Annotated in this window: 17 protein-coding genes and 1 tRNA gene; 4 read left to right on the top strand and 14 right to left on the bottom strand. The window is 64.3% G+C overall.

The annotated features are described in order from the left end of the window. Positions 1 to 3: 3 nt before the first annotated feature. Complete coding sequence (gene rodA, locus GCT19_RS09045; RefSeq protein WP_152851684.1) at positions 4 to 1,152, top strand: rod shape-determining protein RodA; 1,149 nt, start codon at positions 4 to 6, stop codon at positions 1,150 to 1,152. Positions 1,153 to 1,231: 79 nt separating this feature from the next. Here rodA and GCT19_RS09040 read toward each other — a convergent pair whose 3' ends face one another. The 14 genes from GCT19_RS09040 to def all read right to left on the bottom strand — a co-directional run bounded on the left by GCT19_RS09040 (position 1,232) and on the right by def (position 13,974). Further along, positions 1,232 to 1,966 carry a tetratricopeptide repeat protein gene (locus GCT19_RS09040; protein ID WP_152851683.1) on the bottom strand — a complete coding sequence of 245 codons (735 nt, stop codon included), beginning with the start codon at positions 1,964 to 1,966 and terminating at the stop codon, positions 1,232 to 1,234. Further along, a complete protein-coding gene (locus tag GCT19_RS09035) occupies positions 1,963 to 2,745 on the bottom strand; it encodes an HpcH/HpaI aldolase family protein (RefSeq protein ID WP_152851682.1) in 783 nt (260 codons plus the stop codon). Before GCT19_RS09035 ends, GCT19_RS09040 begins: the two co-directional genes overlap by 4 nt. 203 nt (positions 2,746 to 2,948) lie before the next feature. Next, positions 2,949 to 3,392 carry a 6-carboxytetrahydropterin synthase QueD gene (gene queD / locus GCT19_RS09030; RefSeq protein WP_152851841.1) on the bottom strand — a complete coding sequence of 148 codons (444 nt, stop codon included), beginning with the start codon at positions 3,390 to 3,392 and terminating at the stop codon, positions 2,949 to 2,951. An 8-nt stretch (positions 3,393 to 3,400) separates the two neighbouring features. Continuing rightward, positions 3,401 to 4,033 (bottom strand): 7-carboxy-7-deazaguanine synthase, encoded by a 633-nt coding sequence (gene queE / locus GCT19_RS09025; RefSeq protein WP_152851681.1) that lies wholly within the window; start codon positions 4,031 to 4,033, stop codon positions 3,401 to 3,403. Positions 4,034 to 4,087: 54 nt separating this feature from the next. Continuing rightward, a complete protein-coding gene (queC, locus tag GCT19_RS09020) occupies positions 4,088 to 4,819 on the bottom strand; it encodes a 7-cyano-7-deazaguanine synthase QueC (RefSeq protein WP_026228978.1) in 732 nt (243 codons plus the stop codon). 394 nt (positions 4,820 to 5,213) lie between these two features. Then, positions 5,214 to 5,289 (bottom strand) — tRNA-Phe (locus GCT19_RS09015). A gap of 94 nt (positions 5,290 to 5,383) precedes the next feature. Continuing rightward, positions 5,384 to 6,073: a response regulator transcription factor EsaR gene (gene esaR, locus GCT19_RS09010; protein WP_018436946.1), complete on the bottom strand. Its 690-nt coding sequence runs from the start codon at positions 6,071 to 6,073 to the stop codon at positions 5,384 to 5,386. Continuing rightward, the gene (locus tag GCT19_RS09005) at positions 6,074 to 8,500 is read right to left on the bottom strand and encodes a sensor histidine kinase (protein ID WP_026228979.1); all 2,427 of its coding nucleotides are present in this window, start codon (positions 8,498 to 8,500) and stop codon (positions 6,074 to 6,076) included. Further along, positions 8,490 to 9,089, bottom strand: a complete 600-nt coding sequence (locus tag GCT19_RS09000; protein WP_013088051.1) for a DUF4390 domain-containing protein — start codon at positions 9,087 to 9,089, stop codon at positions 8,490 to 8,492. The genes GCT19_RS09005 and GCT19_RS09000 overlap by 11 nt, the downstream gene beginning before the upstream one ends. After that, positions 9,086 to 10,525, bottom strand: a complete 1,440-nt coding sequence (gene rsmB / locus GCT19_RS08995) for a 16S rRNA (cytosine(967)-C(5))-methyltransferase RsmB (RefSeq protein ID WP_152851680.1) — start codon at positions 10,523 to 10,525, stop codon at positions 9,086 to 9,088. The genes GCT19_RS09000 and rsmB overlap by 4 nt, the downstream gene beginning before the upstream one ends. 199 nt (positions 10,526 to 10,724) lie before the next feature. Then, positions 10,725 to 11,582 (bottom strand): zinc metalloprotease HtpX, encoded by an 858-nt coding sequence (htpX, locus tag GCT19_RS08990; protein WP_013088049.1) that lies wholly within the window; start codon positions 11,580 to 11,582, stop codon positions 10,725 to 10,727. A 104-nt stretch (positions 11,583 to 11,686) separates the two neighbouring features. Next, entirely contained in the window at positions 11,687 to 12,328 is a 642-nt protein-coding gene (locus GCT19_RS08985) for a LysE family translocator (RefSeq protein ID WP_152851679.1), read from the bottom strand. A gap of 117 nt (positions 12,329 to 12,445) precedes the next feature. Further along, complete coding sequence (fmt, locus tag GCT19_RS08980; RefSeq protein ID WP_018436951.1) at positions 12,446 to 13,441, bottom strand: methionyl-tRNA formyltransferase; 996 nt, start codon at positions 13,439 to 13,441, stop codon at positions 12,446 to 12,448. A 29-nt stretch (positions 13,442 to 13,470) separates the two neighbouring features. Next, the gene (def, locus tag GCT19_RS08975; protein ID WP_152851678.1) at positions 13,471 to 13,974 is read right to left on the bottom strand and encodes a peptide deformylase; all 504 of its coding nucleotides are present in this window, start codon (positions 13,972 to 13,974) and stop codon (positions 13,471 to 13,473) included. A 277-nt stretch (positions 13,975 to 14,251) separates the two neighbouring features. On the opposite strand from def, the gene dprA reads away from it, so the two are divergent. The 3 genes from dprA to GCT19_RS08960 all read left to right on the top strand — a co-directional run bounded on the left by dprA (position 14,252) and on the right by GCT19_RS08960 (position 18,937). Then, entirely contained in the window at positions 14,252 to 15,481 is a 1,230-nt protein-coding gene (gene dprA / locus GCT19_RS08970; RefSeq protein ID WP_152851677.1) for a DNA-processing protein DprA, read from the top strand. A 101-nt stretch (positions 15,482 to 15,582) separates the two neighbouring features. Continuing rightward, positions 15,583 to 15,960 carry a thioredoxin family protein gene (locus tag GCT19_RS08965; RefSeq protein WP_013088044.1) on the top strand — a complete coding sequence of 126 codons (378 nt, stop codon included), beginning with the start codon at positions 15,583 to 15,585 and terminating at the stop codon, positions 15,958 to 15,960. Positions 15,961 to 16,270: 310 nt separating this feature from the next. Next, entirely contained in the window at positions 16,271 to 18,937 is a 2,667-nt protein-coding gene (locus GCT19_RS08960) for a DNA topoisomerase III (protein ID WP_018436954.1), read from the top strand. Positions 18,938 to 19,076: the final 139 nt, after the last annotated feature.

Raw genomic sequence — 19,076 nt, 5'->3', positions numbered from 1 at the left:
GGCATGCAATTCGACAAGCGCGCCTGGCTCGACCGCATCAAGCGGATGTTCGCGGGCTTCGACCGTCCGCTCGCACTGATCGTGTTTCTGCTGCTGTGCGTCGGCATCGTCACGCTGTACAGCGCGAGTCTCGACATGCCCGGCCGCGTCGAAGACCAGTTGCGCAACATCCTGCTCACCTTCGTGCTGATGTGGGGGCTCGCGAATGTGCCGCCCAATACGCTGATGCGCTTCGCGGTCCCGCTTTACACGTTCGGGATCGCGTTACTGGTCGCGGTCGCGATGTTCGGCCTCACGCGCAAGGGCGCGAAACGCTGGATCAACGTCGGCGTGGTGATCCAGCCATCGGAAATCCTGAAGATCGCAACACCGCTGATGCTCGCCTGGTACTTCCAGCGCCGCGAAGGCGTGATGCGCTGGTACGACTACCTGGTCGGCTTCGTGATCCTGATCGTGCCGGTCGGTCTGATCGCGAAACAGCCCGACCTCGGAACGGCCGTGCTCGTGTTCGCCGCCGGCCTGTTCGTAATTTACTTCGCGGGGCTGAGCTTCAGGCTGATCGTGCCAGTGCTGATCGCGGCGGTGATTGCGGTTGTGTCGATCGCGGCGTTCCAGGACAAGATCTGTCAGCCGGAAGTGCAGTGGCCCCTGATGCACGACTATCAGAAGCATCGTATCTGCACGCTGCTCGATCCGACCTCGGACCCGCTCGGCAAAGGCTTCCACACGATTCAGGCGGTGATCGCGATCGGTTCGGGCGGCCCGCTCGGCAAGGGCTGGCTGAAGGGCACGCAAGCGCATCTGGAGTTCATCCCCGAGAAGCACACCGACTTCATCTTCGCGGTGTTTTCGGAAGAGTTCGGTTTGGCGGGCGGGATAGTGCTGCTCACGCTGTACATGCTATTGATCGCGCGCGGGCTCTACATCGCGGCCAACGGCGCGACCTTGTTCGGGCGATTATTGGCCGGTTCGCTGACGATGGCGTTCTTCACGTACGCGTTCGTCAATATCGGCATGGTGAGCGGGATTCTGCCGGTGGTCGGCGTGCCGTTGCCGTTCATGAGTTACGGTGGCACCGCGCTGACTACATTGGGTGTCGCGACCGGGCTGATCATGAGTGTCGCGCGACAGAAGCGGTTGATGCAGAGCTAAGCGTAGCCAGCGGCACGCAGCAAGCGAAAATGCAAAAGGGCGCTCATTGTGAGCGCCCTTTTGCGTCATGCCGGCTTCGCTATTGCGGCTTCACTTCCTTCTGATCACGCAGCTGCGCGCTCAACTGCTGATACTTCAGGCGCGCAGCCGGATCGCCCTGCGCCGCTGCGGCCGCGTAATACGCGCGCGCCACGTTCAGATTCCGGTCGACACCATCGCCGCCGCGCTCGTAGAACGAGCCAGTCACATACTGCGCGGTCATGTCGCCGCCCTGCGCCGCCTTCTTGTACCAGACGAAAGCCTGCTTGTTGTCACGCTCGGTGCCGCGTCCGTCGAGAAACTGATTCGCGAGCGCGAGCTCCGCCTGTACATGACCCTGCGCAGCCGCCTTCATGAACCAGCGATGCGCCTCCACCGGGTCGCGCTCGACGAACTCGCCATCGTCGTACATCTTGCCGTACACGTATTGCGCGTGCGACATGTTCGCATCGGCTGCCTTGCGCAGCCACTTCTTGCCTTCGTCGACGTTGACCGGCGTGCCTTCGCCGTTGAGCAGCATCATCGCGTAGTTGAACTGGGCGAGCCGGCTGCCGCGCTCGGCGGCTTCGCGGAATTCGGTCAGCGCAGCGGCAAGGTTGCCGGCGTTGTAATCGGCCACCGCGGATTGCGTCTGCGGATCGTTCGACCTGGCGACGTGATCCTGTGCGTACGCGGCGCTCCACGCGGCACTTGCGAGCAGCGCCGCTGTAATGGTCACTTGCGCAGTCACACGCGCAATCCTCGGCCCGGCGCCCCCCTGCACTCTGCCGTTCATGACCTCACCTCCTGTAATGCCTGGCGCGTCGCTCGCAACATCCAGATCACGTCGGCGGCCAGCGCCACGAAGCGAAAACCCGCGTCGCGATGCTGCCGCGCGCCGGCCACGTCCATCGCGAAGATGCCGGCGGCAATGCCCGCCTTGTCCGCTGCGCTGACGATGCGCGCCATCGCTGCCTGCACGTCCGCATGCTTCGCGTCGCCGAGATGACCGAGACTCGCGGCCAGATCGGCCGGCCCGACGAACACACAGGCGACGCCCGGCGTCGCCGCGATCTGCTCGACCTCCCGCAAGCCGCGCGCCGATTCGATCTGCACAATCGTCGCGATCTGTGCGTTGGCCGTCTGCACGTAGTCGCGCCGCATGCCGTAGCCGGCCGCGCGCACGACGCCCGCGACGCCGCGGAGGCCGTCGAGCGCCTCGGCGGTCGGATATTGGGTGAGCCGCACGGCGCGTGCCGCATCTTCAGCCGATTCGATGTTCGGGAACATCAGCGTGCGCGCGCCGGCGTCGAGCACGCGCTTGACGAGCCACGGCTCGCTCGCGGGCACGCGCACCACCGGCTCGCTCGGCAGATGGGCGGCGGCGATCGCGCGCAATTGCGACTCGACGCCGCCGCTATCGTTCGGCGCGTGCTCCATGTCGATCAGCAGCCAGTCGAAGCCGGCGTGCGCGAGCGCTTCCGCGCCGGCTTCGCTGCCGAGCGACAACCACAGCCCGAATAGCGGCGCGTGGTCCTTCAGACGTTGTTTGAGGGAGTTGGTGAAGGTGCTCATCGGCTGGCCTCGCGCAGGTTTGCAATGCGAAGCGGGGCCAGATAGCGAATCAGGCAGGCATCGGGGCGCTGACGGCCTCGATGCCTGCTGCGACGCGATGCGGTGACCGGCATGTCTCGCTCCGTGTGTTGGTCGGAACGATCATACCGTGACAATAACGCGGGAGTTCGCTCGCGCGGCGGGATGTCGATTCAGGCGGGAAGCTAGTCGCGGACCACGTCGGCCCAGCAGTTCGGCGTCTCGTACAAACGCACTCTATGCAGACGCAGGTTCACGCCATAGTGCGCGTCGTAGACGTTCGCGAGAATATCGAACGCAATCGCGGCGAGGTTTTCGACCGTCGGAATGCGATCGATCACGACCGTCTTATGACCCGCCATGCTGTCGAGAAAGCCACGCACCTGCGTGTCCCCTTCGTAGACGAGAAACGCATGGTCCCACTTGTCGACCAGGTGCTCATTTGCGAGCGACTTCACGTCGGCGAAGTCCATCACCATGCCGCGGTCGGGCGCGCCTTCGGTGTCGACCAGATCGCCTTGCAGCGTGATTTCGAGCACATAGCGATGGCCGTGCAGATTACGGCACTGGCTGCGGTGATCGGGAATGCGGTGGCCCGCGTCGAATTCGAGTTTTCGGGTAATCGTCAGCACGGCAATCAGGGAATGTTCAGATACTTGTGAGTCTGCATCGACAGGCGCCACTGCGGATGACGCTTGCACCAGTCGACCGCGAGCTTCGTGTTGATGTCGCGAGACGGACCGTCCATCGGCTGCACGAGGAAATACTCGAAGTCGAGCTTCGCGTAGTCGGCGAGGCGCTGGTTGTCCTGCGGAATCACGACCTTCAGTTCGTTGCCCTTGGTCACGACGAGCGGCGCGTCGGCCTTCGGGCTCACGCAGATCCAGTCGATCGTGTCGAGCACCGGCAGCGAGCCGTTGGTCTCGATCGCGATCTCGAAGCCGGCCGCGTGCAGCGCGTCGACGAGCGGCTGATCGATCTGCAGCATCGGTTCGCCGCCGGTGCAAACGACGAAGCGTTCGCCCTCGCCTTGCGGCCATTGCGACGCGATCATCGCGACGAGTTCGTCAGGTGTGCGGTACTTGCCGCCGTTCTCGCCGTCGGTGCCGACGAAATCGGTGTCGCAGAACCGGCAGACGGCTTCCGCGCGATCCTCTTCGCGGCCCGACCACAGATTACAGCCCGCAAAACGGCAGAACACGGCCGGCCGGCCGGCATTCGCGCCCTCGCCCTGCAACGTGTAGAAGATTTCCTTGACCGCGTACGTCATGCTGCTTTCTGTCCTGTGTTCCTGAATCAATGATGCGCGCTCTTGCGCGAACCGTCACACGGGCTCGGTGACTTTCTCACCGGCGAGGTAGGCCTCATAGCCACGTTTGCGCAACCGGCATGCCGGGCACTCGCCGCAGCCGAAGCCCCATGAATGCAGTTCGGCGCGTTCGCCGAGGTAGCAAGTGTGGGTCTCGACTCGCACCAGTTCAACCAGTGCGTCGCCGCCGAGCTCGTGCGCGAGACGCCACGTGTCGGCCTTGTCGAGCCACATCAGCGGTGTCTCCAGCGCGAAGCGCGTGTCCATGCCGAGATTTAGCGCGACTTGCAGCGCCTTCATCGTGTCGTCGCGGCAATCGGGATAGCCCGAGAAGTCCGTCTCGCACATCCCGCCGACCAGCACCTGCAAGCCGCGCCGATATGCGATGGCCGCGGCAATCGTCATGAACATCAGATTGCGGCCCGGCACGAACGTGTTCGGCAACCCATTGGCGGTGGCTTCGATTTCGATCTCGCGCGTCATCGCGGTGTCGCTGATCGCGCCGAGCAGCGACAGGTCGATCGTGTGATCGTCGCCGAGACGATCGGCCCACGCCGGAAACGCGCGCACCACGGCCTGGCGGAACCCCTCGCGGCATTCGAGTTCGACGCGATGACGCTGACCATAATCGAAGCCGATCGTTTCGACCGTGTCGTAACGGTCGAGCGCCCACGCGAGACACGTGGCGGAATCCTGGCCGCCGGAAAACAGCACGAGCGCGCTACGCTTAGCGTCTTTGCGAATCACCGTGATACTCCGTGAATGAGGGTGCCACGTCGCGCTGCGCCAGGTGCGCCATGCGAGCAACGGCGCGACGTGTGCCGGCATTGTGCCGGCCCAAAGCAGTATAGGTCGCGCGTTGCGCGCGTGAACGTGGCTGGGCGCTTATACCGCCGATCGTCGAGCGAAGGATTGGGTGCTTCGGTGCGATACGCTCGGCACCGCATTCGCGCGGTATACGACCGCGTGCGACGCCTGCATGCAAGTCCTTGAACTGGCGCGATTTTATCACGCGACACCGAATGTCACCGACGCCTGCAGCCCAATGCGCGCGGCTCCAACTGCATGGCGAGCCAATGTGACGACTTGTCCGCCAAACGGAAAAGCCCCAGGAATCTTGCGATTTCCTGGGGCTGAATCCTGGTGGCCTGGGGCGGAATCGAACCACCGACACGCGGATTTTCAATCCGCTGCTCTACCAACTGAGCTACCGGGCCAACGAAGAACGAAACTATATCAAGCGATCTGCAGTTCAGCAAGCCCTTTCATAAAAAATATTGCCGGGCCGCGTTCGCGTGCAATACGTGGCACTCACTCGCCCTTGTTCTTGCCGAGATCGACGCCGAGTTGCTTCAGCTTGCGATAAAGATGCGTGCGCTCGAGACCCGTCTTCTCCGCGACGCGCGTCATGCTGCCGTTCTCGCGCGCGAGGTGATATTCGAAGTACGCGCGCTCGAACGCGTCGCGCGCATCGCGCAGCGGAATGTCGAACGAGATCGATGCGGTTTGCGCGGCGATCGCACCGCCGCCGACGCCATCGGCCGACAGCATCGGCAACGCGGCCGCCGACGCGACCGACGATGCGCTGACCGGCAACGCCGGCTTCGCGGCCACACCGCCAGGCACGGCCGTCGAGTTGCCGCGCGCGAGTCCCTGCTCGACCGCCTTCAACAGCTTCTGCAACGCGATCGGCTTTTCGAGGAAGTTCAGCGCGCCGATCTTGGTGGCCTCGACCGCAGTGTCGATCGTCGCGTGACCGGACATCATGATGACGGGCATCGTCAATTGACCTTGCGCGGCCCATTCTTTGAGCAGCGTCACGCCGTCGGTGTCCGGCATCCAGATGTCGAGCAGCACGAGGTCCGGCGCCTGACGCAGCCGGAACTCGCGCGCCTCCTGCGCGTTTTCAGCGGCCTCCACGACGTGTCCCTCGTCGCTGAGGATCTCCGAGAGCAGTTCCCGGATGCCCATTTCATCATCTACCACCAGGATGGTTGCCATTTACGCTGCCCTTGTCTGCACTGTTGCTTTTGTCGTTCCCTGCGACGCGCCGCCGTGCGCCGGATGCGCACCCGAACCAGATGCACCCGGCTGCGCGGGGTCGTCCGCCAGTTGGAGGAAGAGAATCGAAATCTGCGCGCCTTCGATCACGTCGCCAGCCTTCATGCGATTGCGAATGTCGATGCGCGCGCCATGTTCGTCGACGATCTTCTTGACCATCGCAAGTCCTAGGCCCGTACCTTTGGCCTTGGTCGTCACGTACGGCTCGAACGCGCGCGTGAGGATACGCGCGGGAAAGCCTGGTCCGTTATCCGACACGGTCAGACGTACCGCGACGCGTGCCTTGCCTTGCGCGTCGGGGTCTCCGTATTCTACTGTCCTCGTCTCGAGCAAAACACGCGGATGCGTGACTTCGGCGACCGCGTCCTGCGCGTTCTGCAGCAGGTTGTGGATCACCTGACGCAACTGAGTCGCGTCGCCGCGTATCGCGGGCAAGGCCGCGAGCTCGACCTGGATCGCGCCCTTGCCTTCCTCGATACCGTACAGCGTGAGCACCTCGCTGACCAGATCATTCAATTGCAGATGCGCGAGCACCGCGGGCGGTGTGCGCGCGTAGTCGCGGAAATCGTCGACCATCTGCTTCATCGCGGCGACCTGATTGACGATCGTCGTCGCACCGCGCTTCAGCACGTCCGCATCCGACGGCGCGAGCTTGTCGGCGAGCTTCATCTGCAAACGCTCGGCCGACAGCTGAATCGGCGTGAGCGGATTCTTGATCTCGTGCGCGAGGCGCCGCGCGACTTCGCCCCATGCAATCGACCGCTGTGCGGAGATCACGTCGGAGATGTCGTCGAACACGACCACGTAGCCCGAGGTCTGGATGTCTTCGGCATCGCGCTCGTTCGCCGCGACGAGGCGCGCGCCGCGCACGAGCAACGTGAGCGGCTCGGTTTCGCCGGGCACCGGCACCGAGAACTGCTGCTGCCAGTGGCCGTTGTCCTCATGGCCGTCTTCGCTGGCCGCTTCGCGATCGGCGAATGCCTTGCGCACCATCGCGCCGAATTCGCCGAGCACGCCGATCTGATCGAGCGAAGAACCGAGCACCGTCTGGAACGGCTGACGGAAAATCCGCTCGGCGCCGCGATTCGCGGTGGTCAGCCGGAACTGCCGGTCGAACACGAACACGCCCGCGGTCAGGTTCGCGAGGATGCTCTCCAGATACGCCTTCGAATGCTCGAGCGCGATCCGATTTTTCTCGACCGCCCCGCGCGCTTCCGCCAACTGCCGCGTCATCGCGTTGAACGACTGAGTGAGGAAGCCGAGTTCGTCGCGCGACTTGATCTCGCGCTTCGGCGTGTAGTCGCCCTCGGTGATTTCCTTCGTGCCCTGCGCGAGCAGAAACAGCGGCCGCGCGAGCTGATTGCCGAGCGCGAGCGCGAGCATCATCGCGATGAAGGTCGCGAGAAACAGCGACAGCGTCAACGTGCCGATGTACATCTTGCGCAGGCCCGTGCGGCCGAGCGCCTTCTCCTGATACTCGCGATACGCGCGCTGCACCGCGTCCGCATTGCGCGCGAGTGTCGTCGAAACTGGCTGCGTCAGTTGCAGGAAGCGTTCGGCGGGCTGCAAGAGCGATGCGTTCGCATCGGGAATACGCTGAACCACGCGCAGACGCAGCGCGCCCTTGCCTCCCTGCGCATGCGCGTCGCCGTCCACCTCGCCTTCGATCGCCGCATAGCCGTGGCCGCGCGCCTGCTCGATCATCAGCGGTGTCGGCAGATCGTTCGGCAGCAGCATCGCGTAGTTGCTGGACGCCTGCGCGACCACGTGCATGTCCGGCGTCGCGCCTGACATACTGCGGGTCGGCTCGACGATCGTCGCATCCTGCACGCCGAACTGGTCGCGCAGACGCAAGAGCGTCAGCGTGGTGCCGGCCGCATCCGCGCTCGCGATCTGCTCGGACATCAGACGCGCCTTCGTCTGCAGATCGGACAGCGACGCGTCGAGCATGCCGCGCCCGAGATTGAGGCCGGACGCGAGCGCCGTTTCGACGTTCACGTCGAACCACGACTCGATGCTGCGCGACACGAACTGATACGACACGATGTAGATGATGCCGCCCGGCACCACGCCGACCAGCGCCATGAAGAACGCGAGCTTCGCGAGCAGCCGTGTGCCGAACTTGCCGGTGCGTAATCGCACCACGATGATGACGACCAGCGTCGCCACCACCAGCAGAAAGATCATCGCGACTGCGACGTTGGCCGCGTAGAGCCACTGGTAATAGCGGTCGAAGAATTCGGTGTTCGCACTCGCGGCGGCCAGCAATACGAGCAGCAGCACGGCCGTGACCGCGACCGTCGACACCAGCACGCGCACGACGATGCTGCTGACACTGGTCGAAGATGAGCGCACTTTATTTAGCACGATCGGCCGCCGTGAAAGTGAAGCGCTTCCAATCGGAGGCGAGGTTCCAGTCGCGGTTGTTCACCGCGTCGATCTGGAACGGCTTGGGCATCAGCCCGATATCGAGTTGCATGCGCACCGACGCGTTATAGGTTTCGCCGACACGCACCTGATTGCGGTCGATCACATGCCACGACGTCACGTGCTTGATCACCGCGAGCGCATCCTTCAGTGTGGAAAAGCCGAGTTGCAAACCGCCCGACTGCACGCTCGACACGCGATATTCGCGCGTGAGCGGCTGGAACGACAGCCGCAAGCTTTGCGACACGCTGACCGGCTGCTCGTCGAACCAGTACCAGCGTGGCCGGCTTAATTCAAAATCGGTCGTGAAATAAAGCGGGATGCCTTTGTTGACCGCGTCTTCGAGATTGCTGTTCAGCTCGAATTCGAAATGCGCATCGAGACTCCAGCCGCCGTTGTCGGCCTGCAGCGACGCCCGCTGCACCGCGATCGAGTCAGCATGCGCCGCGCCCGGCGCTGCAAGCCAGACGGCCAGCGCGATCCAGAGCACGGCAGCGAGCCGAAGCGGGAAGAAGCGTTTTATGGTCACCGTTTCTGAAAGCGCGCGTAGAAAAATCCGTCGTGGTCTGAGTTCGTGCCGGTGCTGAATTCAGCGGGTCGTCCAGCATGAGAACCGGCCGATGGGTCGGCGGGCGCGCGGGCAACTGAGGGTAAAAGCTGCCCCGGCGCGTCCAATCGTACCGCATCCTGATGCTGGTTTCCAAACCACTGAGCTTGCAACTCGCCCTCTTCGGGGAAGATCGAACAGGTAACGTAAAGCAATTCGCCGCCGGGTTTCACGAGCGGCCACAGCGCGTCGAGAATGCGGCGCTGTTCGGCGACGAGCGCGGCGATATCCGACTGGCGACGCAGCCAGCGGATGTCCGGATGACGCCGCACGATGCCAGACGCAGAGCACGGCACGTCGGCGAGGATGCGGTCGAACGGTTGGTCAAGGTCGTCGTGCCATTGCGCGGGGTTGCCAGCGTCGCCGATGCGCACTTCCGCTTCGAGCTTCAGACGCCGCAGGTTTTCGCCGATGCGGCGCGCGCGCGACGCATCGCTTTCGAGCGCAACGAGTTGAATGTTGGCGAGTTCGAGCAGATGGCCGGTCTTGCCGCCAGGGGCCGCGCATGCGTCGAGCACGCGCATGCCGTCGCGCACGCCGAGCAATTGCGCGGCGAGTTGCGCGCCTGCGTCCTGTACGGACACGACACCTTCGTTGAAGCCGGGAATGCGCTCGACCGGCATCGGCGTTGCGAGCGTAACCGCGTGCTCGCCAGCCTTGCGTGCGGCGATCTGCTGGCGTTGCAGCTCTTGCAGATAGGCGTCGACCGTCGAATGGCGCGCGTTCACGCGCAACGTCAGCGGACCTTGCGTATTGCCGGCGGCCAGCACCGATTGCCACGCCTCGGGCCACGTGCGCTTCACCGCGTCGATCCACCAGGCCGGATAGTTCCAGTGCGCGACTTCGTCGGCTTGCACGGCGGCGAGCAACGTGTCGCGCTCGCGCAAGAAGTTACGCAGCACCGCGTTGACGAGCCCCTTTGCGAACGCGAACTCGCGGCGTGCGCCGATCGCGCTGACCGCCTGGTCGACGACCGTAAACGGCGTGTAGGCGGCGCTCGTTTCGTCGTCGACGAGCAGCGCGAGCGCGCACGCGAGCACATGCGCGACGTGCGGCGGCGGTGCTTTCTTCACGAGCTTCGCGATCAGCCACTCGGCGCTCGCGAGACGGCGCATCGTGCGATAGGCGAGGTCCTGCACCGCGCCGCGCGCCGCTGCGGCGTTGCCCTCGGGCATTGCCGCGAAGACGCTTTGCAGCGCCGCGGGCAAGGCCGCGCCGAGACGCACGGCGCCGACGGCCTGGGCGGCGCAGTCGAGCGCGAACCCGAGCGATTCGGGCGACAGATGCAGCGCCGACAAACGGGATTCGCGCGAGCGCGCCGACGAGGAAGCAGAACGCGAAGAAGGCTTTGAAGTCATGAAGGGAGCAAGGGCAAGCCGCACGGTGCGCGCGGCGCAATCAGCGCACATTGTAGCGTGGCGCCGGTGGGGCGCCGCCGTGCGGGGGCGGCGGCGGCAAATGCTGTCGCGCAGTGGCGACGAGGGGTGCGAAAAAAAGCGGGCCTCGCGGGCCCGCTCTTCAGTACTTCAAGGTCGACACGCCGGACGACGCGCGCTCTCAGTCGAAACGCCCGGTGCGCGCCATTTCCATCAGACGCGCGATGCGTTCTTCGGTCGCAGGGTGCGTCGAAAACAGGTTCGCGATACCGCCGCCCGACAGCGGATTCATGATCATCATCTGCGCGGTGGCCGGATGGGCCTCGGCCGTCGGGAACGGAATGCCGCTTGCATAGCGATGGATCTTGTCGAGCGCCGACGCCAGTGCCTGCGGGTCGCCCGAAATCTGCGCGCCGCCACGGTCGGCTTCGAATTCGCGCGCACGCGAAATCGCCATCTGGATCAACGCGCCCGCGATCGGCGCGAGCAGCGCAACCGCGATGCTCGCGATCGGGTTCGCAGGACGGCCGTTTTCGTCGCGGCCGCCGAAGAACATCGCGAAGTTCGCCAACGCGGAAATCGCGCCGGCCATCGTCGCCGAAATCGTCGAGATCAGAATGTCGCGGTGCTTCACGTGCGAAAGTTCGTGCGCCATCACGCCGCGCATTTCGCGCTCGGACAGCACGCGCAGAATGCCGGTGGTCGCCGCGACCGCCGCGTGCTCCGGATTGCGGCCGGTGGCGAATGCGTTCGGCGCGTCTTCGTTGATCAGGTACACGCGCGGCATCGGCAGGTTCGCGCGCGTGGCGAGATCGCGCACCATCCGATAGAACTGCGGCGCACTGTTTTCGTCGACTTCCTGCGCGTTGTACATGCGCAGGACCATCTTGTCGGAGAACCAGTACGAAAAGAAATTCATTCCAAGGGCGATCACGAGCGCGAGCATCATGCCGCGCGACCCGCCGATCATCCCCCCGATCACGATGAAAAGGGCCGTAATCGCGGCCATCAACATCGCGGTTTTCACCCAATTGAACATGTCTGCAACTCCTTGCCCGAGCGTGGCCTTCATCTCCGTGCCGCGCGATTGCGGCGCCAGATTGTAAGTGAAATGTTAGATATGGGCGATGCGCGAAAATTCAATCATCGCGAGGCGGTCGCGAGTTTGATGCCGAGGCCGACGAACGCACTGCCGACGCCGCGATCGAGCCAACGCTTGACCGTCGGCTTGCCCGAGAAACGCTGCGTGACGCTGCCCGCGATCCACGCGACGAAGCTGTTCCATACCATGCTCATCAGCACGAAGACCGCGCCGAGCGTCAGAAACGCAAAGGTCTTGTGTTCGCTGCCCGTCGCGACGAATTGAGGGAAGAACGACACGAAAAACAGCACGACCTTCGGGTTCAGCACATTGGTCCAGAAGCCTTGCAGGAACAACTGCCGCAGCGACTTCGGCGTGGACGGTGCACGCGCGTCGCCGGCTGGCGCATCCGCGGCCGGCTTGGTGAAGATCAGGCGCACACCCAGATAAATCAGATAAATCGCGCCGACGAATTTGACGATGGTAAACGCCGTGGCCGACGCGGCCAGCAGCGCGGTCAGCCCGAACGCGCAGGCCAGCGAGTGTATGCAGCACCCCGCCGAAATGCCGAGCGCCGACATTAGCCCCGCGCCGCGGCCCTGGGCGACGCTGCGCCCGACGATATAAGCGGTGTCCGGCCCCGGCGTGATGTTCAGGAGAAAAACCGCGACGATGAAAAACTCGAAATGGACGATGCCGAACATGTGATGAACCCTCGAAAACCCGGTCTGCTGCATGGAGGATTCTAACGCGCGACGCGCTAGCGGCGGGCGCCGGGAACGCCGGCGGAATCGACGATGCTCTGGCGTGTGGCGCCGCGCTTATTGCGCCTCGGGCAGCTGAAAGCGCTGGCCTGCGACGAGCGGCGAACCAGCAAGGAATTCGCGCACCGGCAGGCGCTTGCCGCCGGGCTTTTGCAATTGCGTCAGACGCAGTGCGCCTTCGCCACAAGCGACCAGCACGCCGTCGGGAGAAACCTCGATGATGGTGCCTGGCGTCTTGCTGCTGCCCGACGCCGGGGAGGCCACGGCGGTGGCGGCCCAAATCTTGACGGTGTTGCCGTCGTCGAGCGTGCCGGCGCCGCCGGGAAACGGGTCGAACGCGCGTACCTGACGCGCAAGCGCCTCGGCCGGGCGGCGCCAGTCGAGCGCCGCTTCGTGCTTGGCGATTTTCTCGGCGTAAGTCACGCCGTCGGCCGGTTGCGGGGTCGAGGCCAGCTTGCCGCTGCGCTCGAGCTCTATCAGCGCGTCGACGATCAGTTGTGCACCTTCCTCGGCGAGGCGGTCGTGCAGCGTGGCGGTGGTGTCGTCGGCAGAGATCGGCGTGCGCACTTCGGAAATCATCGCGCCGGTGTCGAGGCCGGCGTCCATCTGCATCAGCGTGATGCCGGTTTGCGCGTCGCCCGCCTCGATTGCGCGATGAATCGGCGCTGCGCCGCGCCAGCGCGGCAGCAGCGACGCGTGAATATTGATGCAGCCAAAGCGCGGAATGTCGAGCACTTCCTGCGGCAGGATCAGCCCGTAGGCGGCGACCACCATCACGTCGTGCGGCGTCGCGCGCAGTTGCTCGATGCCGGCGGCGGCTTCCTCGGGATACTTGCCCGCGCGTCGCAGCGACGTGGGCTGCGCGACCGCGAGCCCATGCTCCTGTGCGTAGCGCTTGACCGGACTCGCCTGCAGCTTCATGCCGCGTCCCGCCGGCCGGTCCGGCTGCGTCAAGACGAGCGGCACGGCAAACCCGGCGCGATGAATCGCGGCCAGCGCGGCCGCGGCAAATTCCGGCGTACCGGCAAAGATGACGCGCAACGAATGAGTCATGAATGGGCGGCGGGCAAGTTGAAAGCGCGTTACATCGCGTGGGCGAGCTTCTTCATCTTGCTCTTGATGCGCGTTTGCTTCAGCGGCGACAGATATTCGACGAACACGCGGCCCATCAGATGATCCATCTCGTGCTGGATGCACACGGCGAGGAGCCCCTCGCAATCGAGCTCGAACGTTTCGCCCTTCTGGTTGAGCGCACGCACGCGCACTTTCTCGGCACGCTCGACGTTGTCGTAGATCCCGGGCACCGACAGGCAGCCCTCTTCCGACAACTTCCTTTCATCGCTCGACCAGACGATTTCCGGGTTGATGAACGCGAGCAGTTCGTCGTGTGTTTCCGACACGTCGATCACGATCACGCGTTCGTGCACATCCACCTGGGTGGCGGCGAGGCCGACGCCGGGCGCCGCGTACATCGTTTCGGCCATATCCGTGACGAGACGGCGGATACGGTCGTTGACCTCCTCGACTGGCTTCGCCACCTTGTGCAGCCGTTTGTCGGGGTAATTGAGGATGTTCAGTAAAGCCATGATTTCGAGTGTGATTTCAGACGCCGCTAACCATTGGAGGCTCGCGTTGGCCATTTGGCCAGGTTGTGAGCCCGTCGTAATACGCAGAGGATAGATGGTGTCGAACCGGTTCGATTCAACGCGCCTCGTGCGCCCGACGACGAACCCGCGCTCTCACGCGCGGCGCCGCAGTTATTCGCGGCTCATTGCCGTTCTATTTGCACGGTTTTATTTCGGATCATGAAAATTTTAGCATGGCGCCCGCCTGCCCGCAGGCCCCGCCAGAGGAGCGACCCGCATGCACACTTTGCCCGCAACCCGTATCGAGCTGGCCGCCTGGCTGCGGTTGTCGCTTGCGCCGGGCCTCAAACCCGCGGCGTTGCGCCTGTTGCTAGCCGCATTCGGGCTGCCGCAGGCGCTGTTTGCGCAGTCGCCGGAAGCGCTCGCCGAGGTCGCCGGTGATGCCGCGGCGCGCGCCGTGCTGGCGCCCCCGGGGCCAGCGTTCGACGGCCAGCTCGATGCGGTGCTCGCATGGCGCGAGCAGCCGGGTAACCAGATCGTCACGCTCGACGATCCCGCCTATCCGCCCGCGTTGCTGACGATGCCCGATCCGCCGCCGCTTCTATATATAAAGGGCCGGCTCGATCTGCTGCATACACGCGCGGTCGCGCTGGTGGGAAGCCGCAGCGCGACGCCGCAGGGCATCGAGGATGCGCGGCGGTTCGCACGCGAGCTGTCGGCGGCGGGCGTGACGGTCGTCTCGGGGCTCGCGCTCGGCATCGACGGCGCCGCGCATCGGGGCGGGCTGGAAGGTGTCGGCGGAACGGTCGCGGTGGTCGGCACTGGCGCGGACCTCATCTATCCGGCCGCGCATCAGGCACTCGCGCGGCAGATCGCGGTGCAGGGCGCGATTCTGTCGGAGTGGCCGCTCGGCACGCCGGCGCGCGCCGCCAACTTTCCACAGCGCAACCGGCTGATTGCTGGGCTGGTCAGCGGAGTCGTAATCGTCGAGGCGGCTATGCGCTCCGGTTCGCTGATTACCGCGCGACTCGCCAACGAAATGGGGCGCGACGTGTTCGCGTTGCCTGGATCGATTTACGCGCCGTTGTCGCGCGGCTGTCATCGGATGATCAAGCAGGGGGCGCGGCTCGTGGAAACGCCGGACGAGGTGCTGGAAGAACTGGGTTTTGTCCGGCGACCGGCGAGCAACACGGGGCGCGCGGCGAAGCAGGTCGGTCCGCTGGACCAGGCCGGTTTGCACGGTTTGTCGGGTGGGACCGCTTTGCAAGCGGCAACCGCCGCCTTCGCCGATGCACCGTCGTCCGGCTCGGCCCCACAGCCAGCGCTTGCGCCCGACGCCCAACGTCTGCTCGCCGCGCTCGGCCATTCACCGACCACGCTTGAAATTCTCGCCGCCCGCACCGAGATGGAGGACGCGGCCCTGCACGCCGCCCTGCTGCGGCTCGAACTCGCTGGCAAGGTCACGCTGCTGCCGGGCGGCCGCTTCATGCGAGCCCATCATGACTGAGCCGAGACTGACCGGCATCAACGCAGATCGGCAACTTTTCGCGACCGGCCATGCTACATTCGCGCCAAAGCACCCGACAAAGCACACAAGGAAATTACTTCATGCCCGCGCTGAACCTCGACACCGACCAGGACCGGATCGCCGAGCGCGTCAACGAACCCGACACACTGTTCGTTGCATGCCTGTGCGCGGAGTGGTGCGGAACGTGTCGCGAGTACCGGGACGCCTTCAACCAGCTGGCCGAGCGGCACCCGGAAGTCTGTTTCGCATGGATCGACATCGAAACTCATGCGGATCGGTTCGACGATCTGGACGTCGAGAATTTCCCGACCGTCCTGATCGAAGACTCGGTGACGACACGGTTTTTCGGTACGGTTTTGCCACAGGTGTCGATCGTCGAGCGGATGCTGTCGGATCTGACCGCACTGCCCGGCGTGACGGGCGCGCCGAAGCTGCGGCCGGCGCTGGCGGTCGCCTGAAGGCGGCTTCGCGCGCCGCCCGGCCAAACGGAAAGCTTCGCGAAGCGCGGCTTGCGGCACGGACCGTCGCAGGCCATTTCTGGAACGGCATCGCCGCTGGCATCGCTGTTCGCACGCGGCGTTTGCCGCAGTTGATCAACCGCCGGACGCGCAATTATGATGGCGCGCTTTTATGGCACTTGACCCGTTGGGTTCGCGCCTTGTGCTATAAAGCGGTCGTTATTGGGTCGAAAGAGGTCTCAAGCGAGCGTCGCGCGCCATGTTCGCGCTCAAGGCCACCAACCCGGATCTACCAACCTCACATCGAGTCATGTCCAAAGCACTGATCATCGCCGAAAAGCCTTCTGTCGCGAACGATATCGCGCGCGCTTTGGGCGGCTTTACCAAGCATGACGAGTACTACGAAAGCGACGACTACGTCCTTTCGTCGGCAGTGGGCCACCTGCTGGAAATCGCCGCGCCCGACGAATACGAAGTCAAGCGCGGCAAGTGGAGCTTTGCCAATCTACCCGTCATTCCTCCGCATTTCGATCTGAATCCGATCGCGAAGAGCGAGTCGCGCCTGAAGGTGCTGACCAAGCTGATGAAGCGTAAGGATATCGACCGCCTGATCAACGCATGCGACGCGGGGCGCGAGGGCGAGCTGATTTTCCGCCTGATCGCGCAGCACGCGAAAGCCAAGCAGCCGGTGCAACGGCTGTGGTTGCAGTCGATGACGGCCGGCTCGATCCGCGAAGGTTTCGCGCGTCTGCGCAGCGACGAAGAGATGCAGCCGCTCGCCGATGCGGCGCGCTGCCGCTCGGAGGCGGACTGGCTCGTCGGCATCAACGGCACGCGCGCGATGACCGCGTTCAATAGCAAGGGCGGCGGCTTTTTCCTGACCACGGTCGGGCGTGTGCAGACGCCGACGCTGTCGATCGTCGTCGAACGCGAAGAGAAGATTCGCCGCTTCGTGCCGCGCGATTACTGGGAAGTGAAGGCGGAGTTCGTCTGCGCGGCCGGCTTCTACGAAGGCCGCTGGTTCGATCCGAAATTCAAGCGCGACGAGTTCGACCCGGAAAAGCGCGATTCGCGGCTCTGGTCGCTGCCCGCGGCAGAGACGATCGTCGCGGCCTGCCGTGGCCAGATGGGCGTGGTGACCGAGGAGTCGAAACCGTCGACCCAGCTGTCGCCCGCCCTCTTCGACCTGACCAGCCTGCAGCGTGAAGCCAACGGCCGCTTCGGCTTTTCGGCGAAGAATACGCTGGGCCTCGCTCAGGCGCTGTACGAAAAGCACAAGGTGCTGACCTATCCGCGAACCGACGCGCGCGCGCTGCCGGAAGACTATCTGGACACGGTCAAGCAGACGCTCGGCATGCTCAAGGAGAGCAACAACTACCTGCCGTTCGCGAAACAGGTGCTCGACAAGGGCTGGGTTAAGCCGAACAAGCGCATCTTCGACAACTCGAAGATCAGCGACCACTTCGCCATCATCCCGACGCTGCAGGCCCCGAAGAATCTGTCCGAGCCGGAACAGAAGCTCTACGACCTCGTCGTGAAGCGCTTCCTCTCGGTGTTCTTCCCGGCCGCCGAATACCGTGTGACGACGCGCATCACCGAGGTGGTCGGCCATCACTTCAAGACTGAAGGCAAGGTGCTGGTCGAGCCCGGCTGGCTGCAGATCTACGGCCGCGAAACCAGCGGCGACGATGCGAACCTCGTGCCGGTGCAGAAGGACGAAAAGGTCAAGACCGACAAGATCGCCGCGCAGCAACTGGTCACGAAGCCGCCGGCGCGCTACAACGAAGCGACGCTGCTGTCGGCGATGGAAGGCGCGGGCAAGCTGGTCGAAGACGACGAATTGCGCGAAGCGATGGCGGCCAAGGGTCTCGGCACGCCAGCGACGCGCGCGGCAATCATCGAGGGTCTGCTGACCGAAAAGTACCTGATCCGCGAAGGCCGCGATCTGATTCCGGCCGCCAAGGCCTTCCAGCTGATGACGCTGCTGCGCGGCCTCGGCGTGAAGGAACTGACGGCGCCGGAGCTGACCGGCGAATGGGAATACAAGCTGTCGCAGATGGAGCGGGGCAACCTGCCGCGCGACGCGTTCATGCAGGAAATCGCGCGCATGACGCAAACCATCGTCAAACGCGCGAAGGAATACGATTCCGACACGATCCCGGGCGATTACGCGACGTTGCAGACACCTTGCCCGAATTGCGGTGGCCAGGTGAAAGAAAATTACCGGCGTTTCGCGTGCTCGAAGTGCGAGTTCTCGATCTCGAAGATTCCGGGCGGCCGTCAGTTCGAAATCGCCGAAGTCGAAGAACTGCTGCAGAACAAGACCATCGGACCGCTGTCTGGCTTCCGCAGCAAGATGGGTCGGCCGTTCTCGGCGATCCTGAAACTGTCGCTCGACGACGAGATCAAGAATTACAAGCTCGAGTTCGACTTCGGTCAGGACGCGGCCGGCGAAGACGGCGAACCGCCCGACTTCTCCGATCAGCAGCCGGTCGGCGCGTGTCCGAAGTGTCAGGGCCGCGTGTTCGAGCACGGCATGAGCTACGTCTGCGAAAACTCGGTGGCGAGTCCGAAGTCGTGCGACTTCCGTTCCGGCAAGGTGATCCTGCAGCAGGAAATCGCCCGCGAGCAGATGGCCAAGCTGCTCGAGGAGGGGCGCACCGATCTGCTGACGAACTTCAAGTCGTCGCGTACCGGCCGAAACTTCAAGGCGTTCCTCGTCAAGCAGAACGACGGCAAGATCGGCTTCGAATTCGAGAAGAAGGAACCGGCGGCGGCGAAGACCGCGGCGGCGAAGACTTCGGGGGCTCGTTCGGCGGCGAAGGCGATGCCGGAAGCGGACGAAGGCGATACCGCGGTGGCCGTGAAGGCCGAGCCGGCGGAAAAGAAGGTGGCGGCGAAGAAGGCGTCGGCTGCCAAAACCACGGCGGCCAAGAAGGCACCGGCGAAGAAAACCGCGGCGCGAAAGATCGGCTAATAAGGCGAGATTCGGTTCGGCGGCTCGCGAGGGTAGCGGGGAATAGCTACATTCCGCCGCCGCGGTCGGCGATCCTTGCATAGCCCGCGGTTTGCTCCGCATCCGCATCTGCCCATAGAAAAAGGCGCAGTCACTTCAG

The organism is Paraburkholderia atlantica (assembly GCF_009362785.1).
GTDB classification, from domain to species: Bacteria; Pseudomonadota; Gammaproteobacteria; order Burkholderiales; family Burkholderiaceae; genus Paraburkholderia; species Paraburkholderia atlantica.
The sequence above is the reverse complement of the archived record's forward strand: the minus strand, read 5'-3'. Positions and strand labels throughout refer to the sequence as shown.

What these genes read in the sequence shown, in the direction of transcription:
- queE (WP_152851681.1), bottom strand. Translation starts at nt 4,033, where the DNA reads ATGACGTACGCGGTCAAGGAAATCTTCTACACGTTGCAGGGCGAGGGC.
- GCT19_RS08965 (WP_013088044.1), top strand. Translation starts at nt 15,583, where the DNA reads ATGCCCGCGCTGAACCTCGACACCGACCAGGACCGGATCGCCGAGCGC.
- rsmB (WP_152851680.1), bottom strand. Translation starts at nt 10,525, where the DNA reads ATGACTTCAAAGCCTTCTTCGCGTTCTGCTTCCTCGTCGGCGCGCTCG.
- GCT19_RS08960 (WP_018436954.1), top strand. Translation starts at nt 16,271, where the DNA reads ATGTCCAAAGCACTGATCATCGCCGAAAAGCCTTCTGTCGCGAACGAT.
- def (WP_152851678.1), bottom strand. Translation starts at nt 13,974, where the DNA reads ATGGCTTTACTGAACATCCTCAATTACCCCGACAAACGGCTGCACAAG.
- rodA (WP_152851684.1), top strand. Translation starts at nt 4, where the DNA reads ATGCAATTCGACAAGCGCGCCTGGCTCGACCGCATCAAGCGGATGTTC.
- esaR (WP_018436946.1), bottom strand. Translation starts at nt 6,073, where the DNA reads ATGGCAACCATCCTGGTGGTAGATGATGAAATGGGCATCCGGGAACTG.
- GCT19_RS09035 (WP_152851682.1), bottom strand. Translation starts at nt 2,745, where the DNA reads ATGAGCACCTTCACCAACTCCCTCAAACAACGTCTGAAGGACCACGCG.
- dprA (WP_152851677.1), top strand. Translation starts at nt 14,252, where the DNA reads ATGCACACTTTGCCCGCAACCCGTATCGAGCTGGCCGCCTGGCTGCGG.
- fmt (WP_018436951.1), bottom strand. Translation starts at nt 13,441, where the DNA reads ATGACTCATTCGTTGCGCGTCATCTTTGCCGGTACGCCGGAATTTGCC.
- htpX (WP_013088049.1), bottom strand. Translation starts at nt 11,582, where the DNA reads ATGTTCAATTGGGTGAAAACCGCGATGTTGATGGCCGCGATTACGGCC.
- GCT19_RS08985 (WP_152851679.1), bottom strand. Translation starts at nt 12,328, where the DNA reads ATGTTCGGCATCGTCCATTTCGAGTTTTTCATCGTCGCGGTTTTTCTC.
- GCT19_RS09040 (WP_152851683.1), bottom strand. Translation starts at nt 1,966, where the DNA reads ATGAACGGCAGAGTGCAGGGGGGCGCCGGGCCGAGGATTGCGCGTGTG.